This window comes from Spiroplasma sabaudiense Ar-1343 (assembly GCF_000565215.1).
Classification (GTDB): domain Bacteria; phylum Bacillota_I; class Bacilli_A; order Mycoplasmatales; family Mycoplasmataceae; genus Spiroplasma_B; species Spiroplasma_B sabaudiense.
Genome location: NZ_CP006934.1, coordinates 664,902 through 680,418 on the forward strand (window position 1 = coordinate 664,902; position 15,517 = coordinate 680,418).

15 protein-coding genes and 5 tRNA genes are annotated in these 15,517 nt (G+C 32.1%); 2 read left to right on the plus strand and 18 right to left on the minus strand.

Going from position 1 to position 15,517, the window contains the following annotated elements:
* Window positions 1-42 precede the first annotated feature (42 nt).
* Entirely contained in the window at window positions 43-846 is an 804-nt protein-coding gene (locus SSABA_RS03025; protein ID WP_025251125.1) for a lipoprotein, read from the plus strand.
* Window positions 847-965: 119 nt separating this feature from the next.
* On the opposite strand, the gene SSABA_RS03030 is transcribed toward SSABA_RS03025, so the two are convergent.
* From SSABA_RS03030 to SSABA_RS03085, 11 genes are all read right to left on the minus strand, one after another.
* Window positions 966-1,054: transfer RNA gene (locus SSABA_RS03030), tRNA-Leu, on the minus strand.
* Between the two features lie 27 nt (window positions 1,055-1,081).
* Window positions 1,082-1,157 (minus strand) — tRNA-Lys (locus SSABA_RS03035).
* Window positions 1,158-1,161: 4 nt separating this feature from the next.
* A tRNA-Gln gene (locus SSABA_RS03040) sits at window positions 1,162-1,236 on the minus strand.
* 7 nt (window positions 1,237-1,243) lie between these two features.
* Window positions 1,244-1,327 (minus strand) — tRNA-Tyr (locus SSABA_RS03045).
* Window positions 1,328-1,332: 5 nt separating this feature from the next.
* Window positions 1,333-1,408 (minus strand) — tRNA-Thr (locus SSABA_RS03050).
* Window positions 1,409-1,668: 260 nt separating this feature from the next.
* Window positions 1,669-2,982: a thymidine phosphorylase gene (locus SSABA_RS03060; RefSeq protein ID WP_025251126.1), complete on the minus strand. Its 1,314-nt coding sequence runs from the start codon at window positions 2,980-2,982 to the stop codon at window positions 1,669-1,671.
* A gap of 19 nt (window positions 2,983-3,001) precedes the next feature.
* Entirely contained in the window at window positions 3,002-3,919 is a 918-nt protein-coding gene (locus SSABA_RS03065) for a lysophospholipid acyltransferase family protein (protein ID WP_025251127.1), read from the minus strand.
* Window position 3,920: 1 nt separating this feature from the next.
* Window positions 3,921-4,394, minus strand: coding sequence for a dihydrofolate reductase (locus SSABA_RS03070; protein ID WP_025251128.1), 474 nt, complete (start codon window positions 4,392-4,394; stop codon window positions 3,921-3,923).
* Window positions 4,394-5,263: a thymidylate synthase gene (locus SSABA_RS03075; protein ID WP_025251129.1), complete on the minus strand. Its 870-nt coding sequence runs from the start codon at window positions 5,261-5,263 to the stop codon at window positions 4,394-4,396. The genes SSABA_RS03070 and SSABA_RS03075 overlap by 1 nt, the downstream gene beginning before the upstream one ends.
* A gap of 79 nt (window positions 5,264-5,342) precedes the next feature.
* Window positions 5,343-5,660, minus strand: a complete 318-nt coding sequence (locus SSABA_RS03080; protein ID WP_025251130.1) for a holo-ACP synthase — start codon at window positions 5,658-5,660, stop codon at window positions 5,343-5,345.
* A gap of 13 nt (window positions 5,661-5,673) precedes the next feature.
* Window positions 5,674-7,140 (minus strand): AI-2E family transporter, encoded by a 1,467-nt coding sequence (locus tag SSABA_RS03085; RefSeq protein WP_025251131.1) that lies wholly within the window; start codon window positions 7,138-7,140, stop codon window positions 5,674-5,676.
* Between the two features lie 93 nt (window positions 7,141-7,233).
* Here SSABA_RS03085 and rnhC point away from each other — a divergent pair, with 93 nt between their 5' ends.
* Complete coding sequence (gene rnhC, locus SSABA_RS03090) at window positions 7,234-7,896, plus strand: ribonuclease HIII (protein ID WP_025251132.1); 663 nt, start codon at window positions 7,234-7,236, stop codon at window positions 7,894-7,896.
* Here rnhC and SSABA_RS03095 read toward each other — a convergent pair.
* From SSABA_RS03095 to SSABA_RS03125, 7 genes are all read right to left on the minus strand, one after another.
* Window positions 7,883-8,323 carry a deoxycytidylate deaminase gene (locus SSABA_RS03095; RefSeq protein WP_394330314.1) on the minus strand — a complete coding sequence of 147 codons (441 nt, stop codon included), beginning with the start codon at window positions 8,321-8,323 and terminating at the stop codon, window positions 7,883-7,885. The genes rnhC and SSABA_RS03095 overlap by 14 nt on opposite strands.
* A 47-nt stretch (window positions 8,324-8,370) precedes the next feature.
* A complete protein-coding gene (locus tag SSABA_RS03100) occupies window positions 8,371-9,729 on the minus strand; it encodes a hypothetical protein (protein ID WP_025251134.1) in 1,359 nt (452 codons plus the stop codon).
* 9 nt (window positions 9,730-9,738) lie between these two features.
* Window positions 9,739-10,656 (minus strand): RluA family pseudouridine synthase, encoded by a 918-nt coding sequence (locus tag SSABA_RS03105; protein WP_025251135.1) that lies wholly within the window; start codon window positions 10,654-10,656, stop codon window positions 9,739-9,741.
* Window positions 10,657-10,661: 5 nt separating this feature from the next.
* A complete protein-coding gene (locus SSABA_RS03110) occupies window positions 10,662-11,381 on the minus strand; it encodes a signal peptidase II (protein WP_025251136.1) in 720 nt (239 codons plus the stop codon).
* 10 nt (window positions 11,382-11,391) lie between these two features.
* Entirely contained in the window at window positions 11,392-14,115 is a 2,724-nt protein-coding gene (gene ileS / locus SSABA_RS03115) for an isoleucine--tRNA ligase (RefSeq protein WP_025251137.1), read from the minus strand.
* Between the two features lie 226 nt (window positions 14,116-14,341).
* On the minus strand, window positions 14,342-14,728 hold the full coding sequence (locus SSABA_RS03120; RefSeq protein WP_025251138.1) for a hypothetical protein: 387 nt from the start codon (window positions 14,726-14,728) through the stop codon (window positions 14,342-14,344).
* 12 nt (window positions 14,729-14,740) lie between these two features.
* Window positions 14,741-15,511, minus strand: a complete 771-nt coding sequence (locus SSABA_RS03125; RefSeq protein WP_025251139.1) for a hypothetical protein — start codon at window positions 15,509-15,511, stop codon at window positions 14,741-14,743.
* Between the last annotated feature and the right edge of the window lie 6 nt (window positions 15,512-15,517).

The following is a 15,517-nucleotide window of genomic DNA, read 5'->3' on the forward strand; positions in this document are numbered from 1 at the left end:
TTTTTTTTTGATAAAATAATAAAAATGAAAGCGAGTGTTATTATGAAAAAATTACTAGCGGTTTTAGCCGCTTCAAGTTTAGTAGCAGCTAGCAGTAGCGCGGTTGTCGCGTGTACTAATGAACTTTCTAACTATAATACTTTTAAAGATTGAATCCAAAGAAGAGAGACCTTTATTTTATATGTTGGAGCCGAGGATTGTCCGGTTTGTCAATCATTTGTAAAAGCAACGACTGGAAAAGTTGATGGTGATATTGAAACATTTAGCAATAATGTCAATAACGGGAATAACCAAGATTTTAACGATTTAACAAATAACTATAACAATTCTTTAAAAGAAGGTGACGAAGATATATACGAAAATGGTTTTGGAACTAAAGTAAATCAAGTTAAATTCCACCACTTTGTTGAGGAAAAAAAGGACAAAATTAATTCAAAAAAATGATGAATTAAAATTAAAGAATGAATTTTAGAACAATACAAAATTCAGTATAAAATTCATAATATTCCCGAGGGAGATCCTAACTTCATTACAAAAGATTGAACAATTGATACTTTAAAAATTACAAGCATTCCTGTCTTTATTGTTATCAGAGATGGTAAATTTGTTAACCTAGTTCAAGGTTTTGATGATACAACTGGAGGAGTCGGAGAAGCGACTGCCTTACAAAACCTAATGCTTAAATTTGATGAAATTTTAAGAGATCAAAGCTCATTCTACCAACCAGTCGGTGGTGGTGATGAAGGTACTGAAGGTGAAACCGGAGATGGTGGTATTGATCAATCTGGGGAAAATCAACAAATTGATTATAATAGCCGTAAGTTTAATTACAACTTCAATAAATAAAAAAACTAGATAATAATCTAGTTTTTTTATTTGCATTTTTAAAAAATTTAAAACCATACATTTAAAATAACGCATAAAAAAACCACATGTAAACATATGGTGCAAGTTTATTTCTAAAATGGTCCCCAGGGCCGGACTTGAACCGGCACGGGCGACAAAGCCCGCTGGATTTTAAGTCCAGTGCGTCTACCGATTCCGCCACCTGGGGATAAAAATCCAAAAAAATATAATAAAATGGTGTCCCGTGCAAGATTCGAACTTGCGACCCACTGGTTAAAAGCCAGTTGCTCTACCGGCTGAGCTAACGAGACAAAATGGCTGGGCTAGCAGGATTCGAACCGGCGCATGAAGGAGTCAAAGTCCTTTGCCTTACCGCTTGGCTATAGCCCAATAAAAATGGTGGAGGGAGGCGGATTCGAACCGCCGAACCTTTCGGAACTGGGTTACAGCCAGCCGCGTTTAGCCACTTCGCTATCCCTCCATAAATGGTGCTGACTAAAGGATTTGAACCCTCGACCTATTGATTACTAGTCAATTGCTCTACCAACTGAGCTAAGTCAGCATGTTTCTAAAAATTTAGAACCTAAAACATTATACAAAAAAAATATAAGACTTGTCAAGGCAAAAGCGAATAATTTCATAAAAAAAGTACTCGGGCGGAGCACTGTTCTTGTCAATTCAAGCAATAAATTTAAACAAATTAAATTTGATAGGGCTAAACAAATTATTATAAAATTTTCTTGAAAAGACAAAATTATTATACCCTTTTTGAAAAAATAATCAATAAAAAGATAAAGCCTTTATTTGCTAATCGATTTTTTTCTAATCAATTTTTAAGTCACTTATAATCTTAATAATCACTGGTTCATGAAACTCTTTGTCAACAATTTCAAATGTCATTTCAGCACTGGCTGTAAAATCACTGACAATCGGTTTGTTTGTCATAAGTGTCATTACAACCTCTCCAGCTTTTACATACTCTCCTGAGCCCTTATTTAGACTAATTCCCGCTGCATAATCAATGCTATCTTCTTTGGTTGCCCTACCTGCACCGATTTTCATAGCTAACAGCCCTAGGCGATCTGTATCACAATAGCGAACATTACCTGATTTTGACGCCAAAACTTCGATTTTATTTTTGGTTATGAAATTTTTATCATAATTTTCAATTACCCCAAAATCTCCACCTTGAGCATTAATAAACTGTTTTAAGATTGGAGCCGCTTCCCCACTGACTAGTCGTTGACGAGCTGCTAATTTAGCTGCTGGTAAGTCTTTAAAAAGTTTTGCTTGCAATAAAGTAATTCCCACAGCTGTCTCAGTTAACTCTACTAAGTCTGCTGGACCTTTACCAAGTAAAGTTTCATAAGCCTCACGAACCTCGTTAGCATTCCCGATTTGACGTCCCAATGGCTTATCCATGTCAGTAATCATTGCGGCAATATTTCGGTTATGATTTTTACCAATTTCTACCATTGTTTGAGCTAGCAATGTTGCTTGTTCGATTGTTTCCATAAAAGCACCACTACCCATTTTAACATCCAAAATGATTCCATTTCCTGCAATTGCAAGTTTTTTAGACATAATGCTTGAGGCGATTAGTGGAATTGAGTCAACTGTCCCAGTTACATCTCTTAGGGCATAAAGTTTTTTATCTGCTGGCACAATTTCCCCAGATTGTGAAATTATGCTCATTCCCACTTTATTAACAATCTCTTCAAATTTAGCTTCGCTCACCTCTCCTGTTCAACCAGGACAAGACTCTAACTTATCAATTGTTCCCCCGGTTTGTCCTAAGCCTCTTCCAGAAAGTTTAGCCACTTTCAATCCAAAACTTGCCACTAACGGGGCATAAATTAGTGAGGTCTTATCTCCAACCCCTCCAGTTGAGTGTTTATCAACTTTGAAGCCTGAAACTGCTTTCAAGTCATAAGTTTTACCACTATTGACCATTGCGCCAGTAAGGTTTGATGTTTCCAAAGAATTCATTCCCTTAAAATAAATAGCCATTGACATAGCGCTCATTTGATAATCTTTAATTTCGTTACTTACAAAACCGGCAATTAAGTAATCAATTTCTTCTTTGCTTAAAGCCAGGCCTTTTTTCTTTTTATTTATTAATTCTGCAAAATTCATTTTAACTCCTATTAGAAAATTATTTTTTCTTTTTTTCTTTTTTCTTAGCTGGTGAAGTTGTTTCAAAATTCTGGTATTTATCCATATTTTTTATAACTTCTTTGCGGACGTTATTTGTTAAGATATCAGTTTTAATTGATATGAATTTTTCAGGTAGCATCGGTTTACCAAAAACAACCTTAATTGTTAATTTTTTTGGCCTTTGCTTAGCAAAGACGTAGTGCGAATCAATAATTGTTACTGGAATAATTGGAACATACGCTGATTGAGCAATTTTCATACTTGCCCCTTGGAATTCTCCAACTTCTTGGGTTGAACTTCTAGTTCCCTCGGGAAAAACTACCAAACTTCTATGGTATTGATTTAATAGTTCTTTACCCTCTTTAAAGGCATTTAAAGCGCTTCGTGGATTTTGACGGTCTAATGGAATTGCATCTATTAATTTAACGAAACGACCAAAAGTTTTATCATTTCACAATTCTTGTTTTGCGATGAATGCTAATGGCTGTTGACGACTAAAATCATTTATTGCAATCAAAGCAACTGGATCAAAATTTGACTGATGATTTGGTGCTAAAATAACTCCGCGATCTAGTCAATTTTCAATATCAACCACTTGGATTTTAACATCAAGAAGTCATAACATTCGTCGGGCAATTTTTTTAACCCAGTGATAACGATATTCTTCACTATAAGAGTTAGGGTCTCGTTTAATTCTACGAGCCATTTTTTTAGCTTTTCTAAAATTCATTAAAACTATAAATCAAATTAGAAACAACTTTCATTTGTTGAAGTTTTTTGAGCCTTGGTCATCTTTTTTGGCTTTCTTTTCGGCCTTACTTTTTTTTGATTTTGAATCAGTTTGAGCCTCTACCAATTCATTGGTAGTAACTTTTGACTCTTCAATTTCAAGCTCTAATTTCTGTTTTTCTTTCATCTTAGAAAATCCTTTCATATTTCTTGACGATAAAATCATCATATTCTTCCTCAGAGTAAACTCTAAAATCCGAAAAACTTAAATCCGGAAATTTTGTATCTCCATCGTAATCTTTCTTTATTATACTTACAATTAGCTCATCTGCAAAAGGAAAAAGTAATTTATATACTTGAGAACCTCCGATTACCATCAAATCTTCTTTATTGTTATTTTTGTATTTTTGAATCAATTCATTTACATCTTTGATTCATTCCAGATTATCACTGTTAGAGGTGTTTTGCGAACTTAAGACAAAGTTTTGGCGGTCTGGTAATGCTTTAGATCCAATCGCTTCAAAGGTCTTTCTTCCCATCAAAATTGCTTTATTTATTGTCATTGCTTTAAAAAAAGCCATTTCCTGACTAATTTTTCAAGGCAATTTATTATCCTTACCAATAATTCCTGACTTAGTTTGAGCCCAAATTAGTTTAATCATTAGACGGCCACCTTCCCCTTAATTGCAGGATCTGGATTGTAATTTTCCAAACTAATGTCATTGGGATCTAAGTCAAAAATTGATTTAGACTGATCTAGAATTACCAATTGAGGCAATTTCTTTGGTTTTCGCAATAACTGCATTTCAATTTGTTCGAGGTGATTTTTATAAATATGTGCATCCCCAATTGTGTGAATAAATTCTCCAGGAGTTAATTCAACTTCTCTTGCAATTAAAATTAATAAAAGCGCATAACTTGAAATATTAAAAGGGATTCCCAAAAAAACATCGCCGCTTCGTTGATATAATTGCAAATTTAAACGACCGTCAGGGGTTACATAAAACTGAAATAAACTATGACATGGTGGTAGTGCCATATGATTAATTTCTGCGGGGTTTCATGAAGATATCAAGTGCCTACGAGAATCAGGATTATTTTTTAGATTACAAATTAATTCCTTTAGTTGGTCAACTCCATTAAAATTTCTTCACTGTTTTCCATAAACAGGACCCAAATCACCATGCTTTTGTGCAAAGTCGCTGTCAAAGCGAATTTTTTCAATAAATTGCTCCAGGGTTTCGCCTTGAAAATCTTCGGTTTTTTTATAATTTTCATAGGGCCATTCGTTTCAAATGTTAACTTTACGATCCACTAAGTATTTAATATTAGTATCCCCTGAAATAAATCATAATAATTCAACAACGATTGCTTTGAAATAAACTTTTTTAGTTGTTAGAATCGGAAAGCCGTCGCTTAAATCAAAACGATGCTGGGTTCCAAAATAAGAAATAGTCCCTGTGTTTGTACGATCATTTTTTTCTTGACCTTGTTCTAAAACTGTTTTAACTAAACTAAAATATTGCTTCATTTAATCACCAATATTATTATAAACCAATCTCCTAAATAAAATGCGAGATTTCTTATAATCACTTCTTTGAATTTTAAAATTAACCAATAACAACGGCAATGGCATACTTTTTCTCATGGCTAATAGAAACTAGATAATTTGAAAATTCCTTATTTTCAAAAACGGGTTGTTGATTTTGATAAGCAATATTGATATTATTCATTGCGACTGGTTGAGACAAAGTTTTTATCAATGCTTCTTTAGCGGCTCATCGCCCTGCCAAAAATTCCTTCTGAGAACGCTTATTTGACTTTGATTTAAAAATCTCTATTTCTGCACAATGCAAGATAAGTTCAACTATTCGGTTCTTTAATTTTATTCGTTTCACTTCTACAATGTCAATTCCAATTTTTTGCATCTTTTTTTCCTCATTAAGCATAATCAACAATTTTAGCTCAATCTGAAAAATTGTACTTAATTTGATGATGGTAGTCGATTCCAGTGAATGGGTTTATTACATTACTGGTGCTAACAAGTTCCAAGCCAGCAATAAGACCTAAACTTGAGTAAAATGCTGGTAAAAAACTTGCTGTCCCAAATTCCTGATTTAGTTGATTAACCAAATAAATATTTTTAAAAAATGTATAAGTTTTCTCTCCGCTTTTCAATACATCAACAACGTGGTTGGTGCGGCCCGAAGCAACATTGTCAGCTGCAATTAAATCTGCGACTTTAATAAATTCGTTATCTGTTGCAGTTGGGTTTTCTTTATAAAATCTAGAAAAATCCCTTCTCCCCATCTGAGTTAATTGGTGTTGTTGCATGAAAGTTTCTAATTGTAATTTTAAATCAGTAAAACTACCATACGAAAAATTAAATTGAGTAGTTTCATTGTCTTTTAAAGAGTCAGAAGTTTCAATTTTTGATAGCGAATCTGCAAGTGCTGCTGCTGCAAAAGAACCCTCAGTGACAACTCTAAAAAGATTTTGGGACTGTGGTGGCATTGACAAACTACAATTAATGACATCAGTTTTAAAATAATTGTTTGTTGAATAATTATCAACATATAAATTGTTGATAAAGTCAATTGCTTCGTTTGTGGCAGTTTCTGGGTTATTTTGGCTAAATTCGTAAATTGTAAGCATCGGAATTACAACAAATTTTGAAATACATTCAGTATTATAATAAAAACCGTATTTAGGTAAAAAGCGATAAGCATAGCTTGAAGGAGCACGGCGCATATAACTATTACCATTTTCAACAACTTTTTTAAAATTTTCAAAATTCAAATCTGAAGTATTAATATTTTGGTCAACGATTCGATGACTTTCGGTTTTGAAAAGCGGATTTGAAGCAAAGCTAAAAATTCCAAAAGCAGCAAATAAGCCCATAATTAGACCAAAGGTGGTTCCTAATAAAATATTGACATGGGAGTTAATTTTAATGCTTATTAGACGTTTTTTCAAAAAAGTAAAATATAAGATAATTGCAATTAAATTAATTGTAATTAGGAAAGTTGCTTGATAGAAAAAGTTGAGAACAACTGCAATTACCGAAGTCAAAAAACTTTCTGTAAGCGCATCTGTATTTATGATTAAGCCTTCAGTACTAGAACCAAAAATTCCTAAAATTTTTGCAAATGTACTTTGAATTACTTCGTTGAAACTAGAAATTAAATCCTTTAAAAAATCCAAATTAAAGATTGGTAAAATTAAAGAAACCGTGGCTGAAGTAATGACTGGAACTAGGAATATGATTAAAATGGCTGCGAAAATATTAACTCCACCAAAGTAAACCATTACTCAAGCGCCCCTTTTCATTCCTCAAATTGTAAAGGCAATCAAAACTGTAAAAATTAACAGATCATATAATCATCACGGGCCAATATTTATTAACATTTTAATTCTCCTTTGCTGATAACTAGTTTAAGCATTTAATATTATTATACATATTTTTTAGTAATTGTTTATAATTATAAAGTGAGGTGCCTAGTGGATAAAGCAAATATTTTTCTTGATGAAAAGATTTTAATCGGAACCGATGAGGTCGGTGTGGGCGATTTTTTTGGCCCGCTAGTTGTTGTTGCTTGTCGAGTAAATATTGATGACTTTGTTGATAAAAAAATACTAGCACAAATTAATGACAGCAAGCAATTAAGCGATTCTAAGATTTATAATATCTTTGAAGCGATTAAAGAACAAGTTAAATATAGTGTTGTTATTATTGAAAATGAAAAATATAACAAAATTTATGACCAAGTTCAAAATAGTCATATTCTCAAAGCCCTAGGTCACAATAAAGCCTTAATAAATTTAATTTCAAACAATCCTGACTTTAAAAACGATAAAATAGTCATTGATGAATTTGTTAATTCAAAAAAATATTTTAGCTATCTTGAAAAAATTAAGGAACCCTATATTTTTCAAAATATTACTTTTTGCCAGAAAGCCGAAAGTAAATATTTGGCAGTTGCTTGTGCTAGCATTATTGCTCGCTGACACTTTTTAGAAAAAATTAAAGAACTTGAAACGGAACTAAAAATTACCCTTCCCCTAGGCGCAAGTAATGATGTCAAAACCTTAGTCCGTCAATATAAAAAAATACATCCCGATAAAGCAAAAACTTTTATCAAAATGCATTTTAAAGATTCTTAATTAATTTAACTTTTATAGGAGGTTTTTGAGAAAACGTAATGTTAACATCTGTTAACATTTTTTTGGCAGCAATGTTGTCTGGGGTTCCATCATATTTGTTCGAACCAAAGTAAACATGGCGAATTCCCGCTTGAATAATAACCTTGGTACACTGATGACAAGGAAATAAAGTTGTATAAATATCACAACCAGAAAGGTCATCACGAGATGATACAATTGCATTCATTTCAGCATGAACAATATAGGGATACTTATTTTGGAATTCATCTGAACTATTTCGTTCCCAGGGATAATCATCATTTGAAATGCCCCTGGGAAAGCCATTATAGCCTGAACTAATAATCTTATTCAAATTATTTACAACAACACAACCAACTTGAGTTTGAGGATCTTTACTTCGCATTGCATTTAATTCAGCAATTGCCATAAAATATTCATCTCATGAAATAAAATCATCGCGGTGTTTTGTCATAACTACATTAAAACCAAGACATTGCCATCCAGCACAAAAGCCAAGTCTCATCCAATTTTGTCAAAAATTGAATTTGCCATTCCCAATTTTATAAAGCCACTTTGAATATACATTGCCAAAGCATTAATTGTTGCATTGTGATAAGCTGGGGTAAAAGCTGGCACCAATAACATAATAAGTGGAGTTGCTAAAAATCCAAATGTCATTAAGTACCCTGTTGCAAGTTCCAATGACATCCCTTTATAGCTGGCATTAAAGATTATAGTCACACCACAACCAATCATAAATCCTGCTGAAATTTCTCAATAAAGTGAGTCATTTGCAAAAAGAATTGGTGAAATAAGTAAAATAACTAGCGGCATTATAATTGAACGTTTAACCAAAATAGAAATGACATCACTTTTACCTAAGGTTTTGATAAAAATCGCTCCAATTAATATTGCTGAAATTATTAGTGGGCCTCCTGAAACTTTTCCAGGGAGCATAACCGATAATACCAAACCTGCTATTACATAACTTATAAAAACTATTAGCATTGTCTTGATGAATCCTATCGTATTTTCTGCAAATGCTGATAGTTTTCGCAAAATAACAAAATTAACTACTAAAAAAATTAAAATTATAAACAATCCATTCGGAGACATTTCAATTGCAACTCCATAAGTTAGAACTCTTCAAAATTGCCCCCCTAAAATGGTTAAATTGTAATTTGTTCCACCAAGAAATAGCTTTACACTATCTCCCCCATAACTAACTGCCCCAGAGGCTCAAAAAGTAATATAAAAGAATAGTAAAACAGGTAAAAAGGAAAATAAAGCTAAATTAATTCAAGTTCCAATTAACTGGCCGCTTTGAATTTTACTATGAAACTCTTTGAATTTTTTGCTCACATTACTATTTGAATCATCTAAGTCTTCAATAAATTTTTTAACTTGTTCTTGATCTTTTAAGTCAACAACAATTTCATCTTTTGTGTTGTCAGATTCAAACTTCAAAGTTTCAATTTTTGGAAAATATGGTTTTAGTTGAGATATTAAATTTTTTTCATTTCCAACAATTTTGATATTAGAATTAGTGTTTTTTTCAGACATTGAATTTGTATCATCTAGATAAATTCAAATAACTTCTGCTCGAGCTCTGGCAGCCTCTTTTAAATCTGTCACAAGTTTGTCAACAATAGTGTCATTTAGAAAATCATCATCTCCTGAAGATGACTTAATTCTAATTACTTTTATTTTGGCATTATTGTTATATAGATATGAAACTTCATCATTATTTTTAGTTTTATGTGGTTTATAACCCTCTTTTTTAATAAAATAATTTACTAAAGCAAAACGATTATTAGCGATTTCTGATTTCATGGTATACCCCTAATTAAACTTTCTTAACTCTATTATTTTATCATTAAATTGTTCTGGTGGCTCAACTTCAAAAAACATTTTTTTATTTGTGATTGGATGGTTAAATTCTAATTTAGCAGCGTGCAAATATTGCCCAAACGAAGACTTCTTATCGCTTAAAAATCCATAAACTTGGTCTCCAACAATCGGATGCTTGATGAAATTAAAGTGAACTCTTATTTGATGTGTACGGCCCGTTTCAATAACACAACTAATTAAAGTTGCTTTTTCAAAACGCTCTAAAACCTTAAAAGTAGTTTTAGCATATTTACTATTTTTGTCAATAACTGCCATTTTTTTACGATCAACAGGGTGACGACCAATTGGGGCGTCAATAATTCCTTCGTTTTCTAAAATGACTCCTTGAACAATACCAAGATACTCTTTTCTAATTTCGCGATTTTTTAGCATCTCAGTCAAATTCTTATGAGCCTTGTCAGTTTTGGCAACTACAAGAAGTCCTGTGGTTTGCTTATCAAGTCGATGAACAATTCCTGGTCTTTGGACTCCCCCAATTGTTGATAAGTCCTTAATTTGATGCATTAAGCCATTTACCAGAGTACCAGATAAATTTCCCAATGCTGGATGAACGACCATATCATTGGGTTTATTAACCACAATAATGTCACTATCCTCATAAATTATTGGAATGTCTAATTTTTCAGGTTTGATTTCTGATGGCTTGATTTCTGGAATCAATAGCTTAACTTCATCTTGAGGCTTTAATTTATAGCGCGCAGGCTTAACTTCTCCGTTTACCTCAACTAAGTTATCTGTAATTAATTTTTGTAAATAAGAACGCGAAAAATCGAACTCCTCTTGGCAGCTCGTAAACAAAAATTTATCTAATCTTTCAGTCTCTTTCACAAGTAAAATTATCTTTTCCAAATTCTCTAACCTTCCTTGCTTTTTTTGGTTTTATTTTTCAAATCGCCTTCTTTTTCTTTTAAAGTTGGCTTATTTTTGGGATCTGGATTTTCTGGTAGTTTTTGTTTGAGTAACTCTCGTCCGTCAAAATCAGCTTCAATATTTTTGGCCGCCTTCGCTTCTTTAACATACTTTACAATTGTAAATGGTAAAGCAACGACAATCAAGTAAACAACTGAGATATTGACTCATAAATCAGCAATATTAAATATATAATTTGAACTTCCCAAAAAGCTAAAGTCTCAAACTAGAAAGTCCACAACTCCTCCAACAATTGCTGGATAACCTGAAGTTGCTGGAATTGTTGGTGCTCATGCTCGTCCCAATAAATTAGCTCAACTACCAGATAATAGAATTGTTATTCCCACTAGTCAAACTCGATCATTTATAAAGACAAAAAATAAAGACATTAATATCGTTACAATGGTTGCAATGCTTACAGCTAAAGCCAGATTGTTAGCATTCATTCCATAAGCAGCCCCCGGGTTAATTGTGTAATGTAAATTTAAAAACCCTGGTCACATTTGCTTTTTTTCACCAAAAGTCATAGTTGAAACCACAATCCCTTTAGTTATTCAATCAATTGCAACTAAAGCCGAAAACAATGGTAGGCAAACTAAAAGTTTGAATTTTCAATTATAGTCATATTCTTTTAAAAATTTCTTAAATGAACTTCATTTAGACATAAAAGCCTCCTTATAGGTTTTGGATGACGCTGTGGCATCTTGGACATAAGTCTGCTGTTTTTAAGGTTTTAAAAATTCCTCAACAGCGTTCACATTTTGAACCTGAATTTAGAGAAACGGTCACTTTACCAATCGTTCCTTGATATGTCGGTTCACCAACACTTTCAAAACTTACTTCACTAACAATTAAAATTTGACTCAAATCAGTTATGGTCTTGATTTCAGTAAATTCTTTTGTTAATTCAATTTTAATTTCTGCTTCAAAACTTTTTTTAATTATTTTATTATCACGAGCAATTTCCAAGGCTTTATTTACTTCATTTCTGAAAATCAATAATTTATTCCATTTTTCAACCAACTTAGCTGGTGCAATAAAGTTCTGAGAGCGCAAATCTAACAAGTGTACTGAAGCTAATTTATTAGCAGCAGGTAAACTTTGATAGATTTCTTCACTTGTGTGTGCTAAGATTGGTCGAATTGTGTCAATAAGTACTCATAACTGCTCTCACAATACTGTTTGAACTTGTCGACGACGTAAATTATCTGTAGCTTCAACATATAAAATATCTTTAATAAAATCCAAGTAAAATGCAGATAATTCGTTATTAACATAATTATTTAGTAACTGATAAACAGTGTTAAACTGGTAACTTTCATAAGCCTGACTTATTTTTTGCTTAAATTCTGATAAATTATGCAAACTAAACAAATCAACTTCTTCTAGGTTTTTTTGATAATTTTTTTGATAATCAAAATCACCTAAGTTTGCTAAAATAAAACGAATTGTATTACGAATTTTTCGATAAGATTCCCCTACTTGTTTTAAAATTTCTGACCCAATTCTTTGGTCATCAGTATAATCAGTTGAAGCAACCCAGAGACGCAAAATGTCAGCGCCTAAATCATTTGCGATTTCTAAAGGGTCAACTGTATTACCAATTGACTTAGACATTTTTTTACCAGATTCATCATTGGTCATTCCATGGGTAATTAATTGCTTGTATGGAGCTTGTCCATCTCAAATAACTGAGTTAATTATACTTGAGTTAAATCAACCACGATATTGATCGTTTCCTTCTAAGTAGACATCAAATGGGCGTTTTAATTCCTTAAAGCGATTTTCAAGTGCTAAATTAGAACACCCTGAATCAAATCAAACATCCAATATATCAGTTTCTTTTGTAAAATTCTGCTTTTGGTAAGCTTTTGGTAAGAAGTAATCTGCTGGTTTTGAGAACCAAACATTAACCCCTTCCTTCTCTAAAATATTAATTACAAAATTAACAATCTCGCTGTTAATGACCAACTCTTGTTTGGCATTATAAAAACCAATAATTGGTACTCCTCAAAGTCTTTGTCGTGAAATAGTTCATTCTTTGCGATCTTCAATCAATGACTTCAAGCGATTTTGACTTCATTCAGGTTTGGTTTTTACATTTTTGATTTGCTCAACAATTTGAGGAATAACTTTTTCTAGACCAACAAACCATTGGGCAGTCGCTCTTCAAATTACTGGTTGTTTAGTTCTTCAATCATGAGGATATGAGTGCGTAATTCATTTCATTTTTAAAAGGTTATTATTTTCAGTCAGTCTTGTTCCAACAATTTTGTTGGCGTCTGCGTAAAAAACTCCCTCTAAATCTTTATCTTCAATTGTGACATCAAAGTGACCTGAATTATTAATTGGGGCAAACGCTTGCATTTTTTGAGACTTTACAAGCTGGAAATCATCTTCTCCAAAACCTCCAGCGGTATGAACCAAACCTGTTCCCGAATCACTTGTAACGTGTTCTCCTAAAACAATTTTTGAAATTTTGGTCTCATATAAGGGATGAGCGTACTTAGTTTCTTGCAAGTCCGTCCCTAGGAAAGTCTTGATTACTTTGCAATTTTCTCAACCAACAACTTCACTAACAGAATCTAATAAATTTTTAGCAATAATAAATCTTCGATTATCTTGTTCGGGTTTTATTAGTACATATTCAATTTCAGGCCCTGCAGCAATTAGTTGATTTGCTGGAATCGTTCACGGTGTTGTTGTCCATACAACAGCAAAATCATTTTCCAAATTTCAAGCTTTAGTATCTGTGATTTTGGCAGCAATATACATACTTGGAGATTTAACATCCTTATATTCAATTTCAGCCTCAGCCAATGCAGTTTCACTTGAAGGTGATCAAAAAATTGGTTTTAAATCCTTATAAACTAATCCTTTATCAACAAGTTTAGCAAATAACTTCAGTTGCGACATCTCAAAGTCATGATCTAGTGTTTTGTAAACAACACTATCGTCTGTAAAAATTCCTAAACGTGCAAAACCTTTTTTTTGATTTTCAACTTGCTCAATCGCATAGTCTCGACATAAATCTCGAAAAACTTCTGGAGCAACTTTTTTGCGATCAACTCCAGTTTTAGCGATAGCTGTTTCAATTGGTAAGCCGTGTGTGTCTCATCCCATAATATAGGGAGACTTATAACCACTACTATTTTTTCAACGCACAATAAAATCTTTTAGAGTTTTGTTTAAAGCGTGGCCGACGTGAATGCTTCCGTTTGCATATGGAGGACCATCGTGTAAAACAAAAAGCGGTTTTTTATCGTTTAGTTTTAATTTTTGATTATAAATATTTTGCTCTTTTCATTTTTTTTGAATTCCAGGTTCCTTATCCTTTAAACCTGCTCTCATCTCAAATTCAGTTGTCTGAATTAAAAGTGTATCTTTGTAATTTGCCATTTTTTAGCCCTTTCTAAAATAAAAAAAACCCCAAAAAAGGAGCGAATTAGCGCGGTACCATCCTTGTTTGCAATTTAATTGCCTTAATTTATCTCTTGGTTATATAAAAAATTAAGTGATAAATTTAATCTCCGCTTTTAACTCGCACCAACCGTTAAATCTCTGAAAACTTATAATTAAATTGTTATCTTAACTTAGTATATTATAACTAAAAAAATTAAAATTGTTAACTAGTTTCTAACAATTCCGATTTAATAATTTTAGCAACAGTTGAAATTTCGTTTTTATCAAAAGAAAAAATTTTCTCATTTTTATCTAAAAAATTTTCAATTATTTGTAAAAAAACTTGCTCATCTTTTTTGTGCTTTCTTAAATCTAATAGTAACTTTGTAATTGCTTGTTTTACATTATAAGAAAAATCTAAAGCCCGCATTATTATCTTTTCAGCATTATGATTTGCAACATCAAAAACTTCCTTAGTTTTGGCAATACCTTCATCTAGATATTTATGCTTAGCCTGTAAAACCTCAATTTCTTGTCTTAGATGAAGATTTTCATCTTGTAAGAATTTGAGATTGGCAAAATATTCATTATTTATATTTGATGAACTCATTTTTTAACACCTCTAATTAGTTTTATTATCACTATTTTTTGATTTATTGTCAACATTTATTTTGCTTTTTCAATTTTCTGCTCGAAGTTTTATTTTATAAAACCTAATTTCTCACTCTCGTGATTTTCGAATTGCTTCTAAGTCTTTTAAATCATTAATATTTTTTAAATCTTCAATATGTTTTAAACTTTGGGCTCTAAAAGCCCTGAAGCCCACGTTATCTTTTTCTCGGAAACGATGAACCCACATTAAGTAGATAAAAATAATTGCTACAAAAACAATAATCAAAATTATGGTTACAAGGTATGGGATTCATAAATGACCACCAAATCCAAAATCAACAGATCAAGTTAAAGTACCATTGTTATAAAAGTCATATTTCATACTGGGAGCATTAACCCAGGCTGCTTGAAGCACATTAATCATATAACGATGAGGAATAAAATACAATAGTATTTTTAATCATTGGTACTGAACTATTAGATGATAAGGAAATCCTAGTCCAAGTAGATAAGTTATTAGAAAGTATAGCATCGTTGCCACTGCAAGCATTACTTGCTGATTTTGAAAAGCGATAAAAATTACATAACTAAATAAAATTGATAATAATCATATTAAAAATAGTCCAGAAATTAGCATTGGCCAGTTAATTTGACTTAAATATTGGCGCTGCTCTGGAAAAAAAGTTTGTCCAATTCCAAAAACTAAGAATGTCACAAAAACGCAATTAACAAAGTTAAAAGAAAAAATTGCAAAAAATAGAATAAATTTAGAGATTGGCATTCTCCC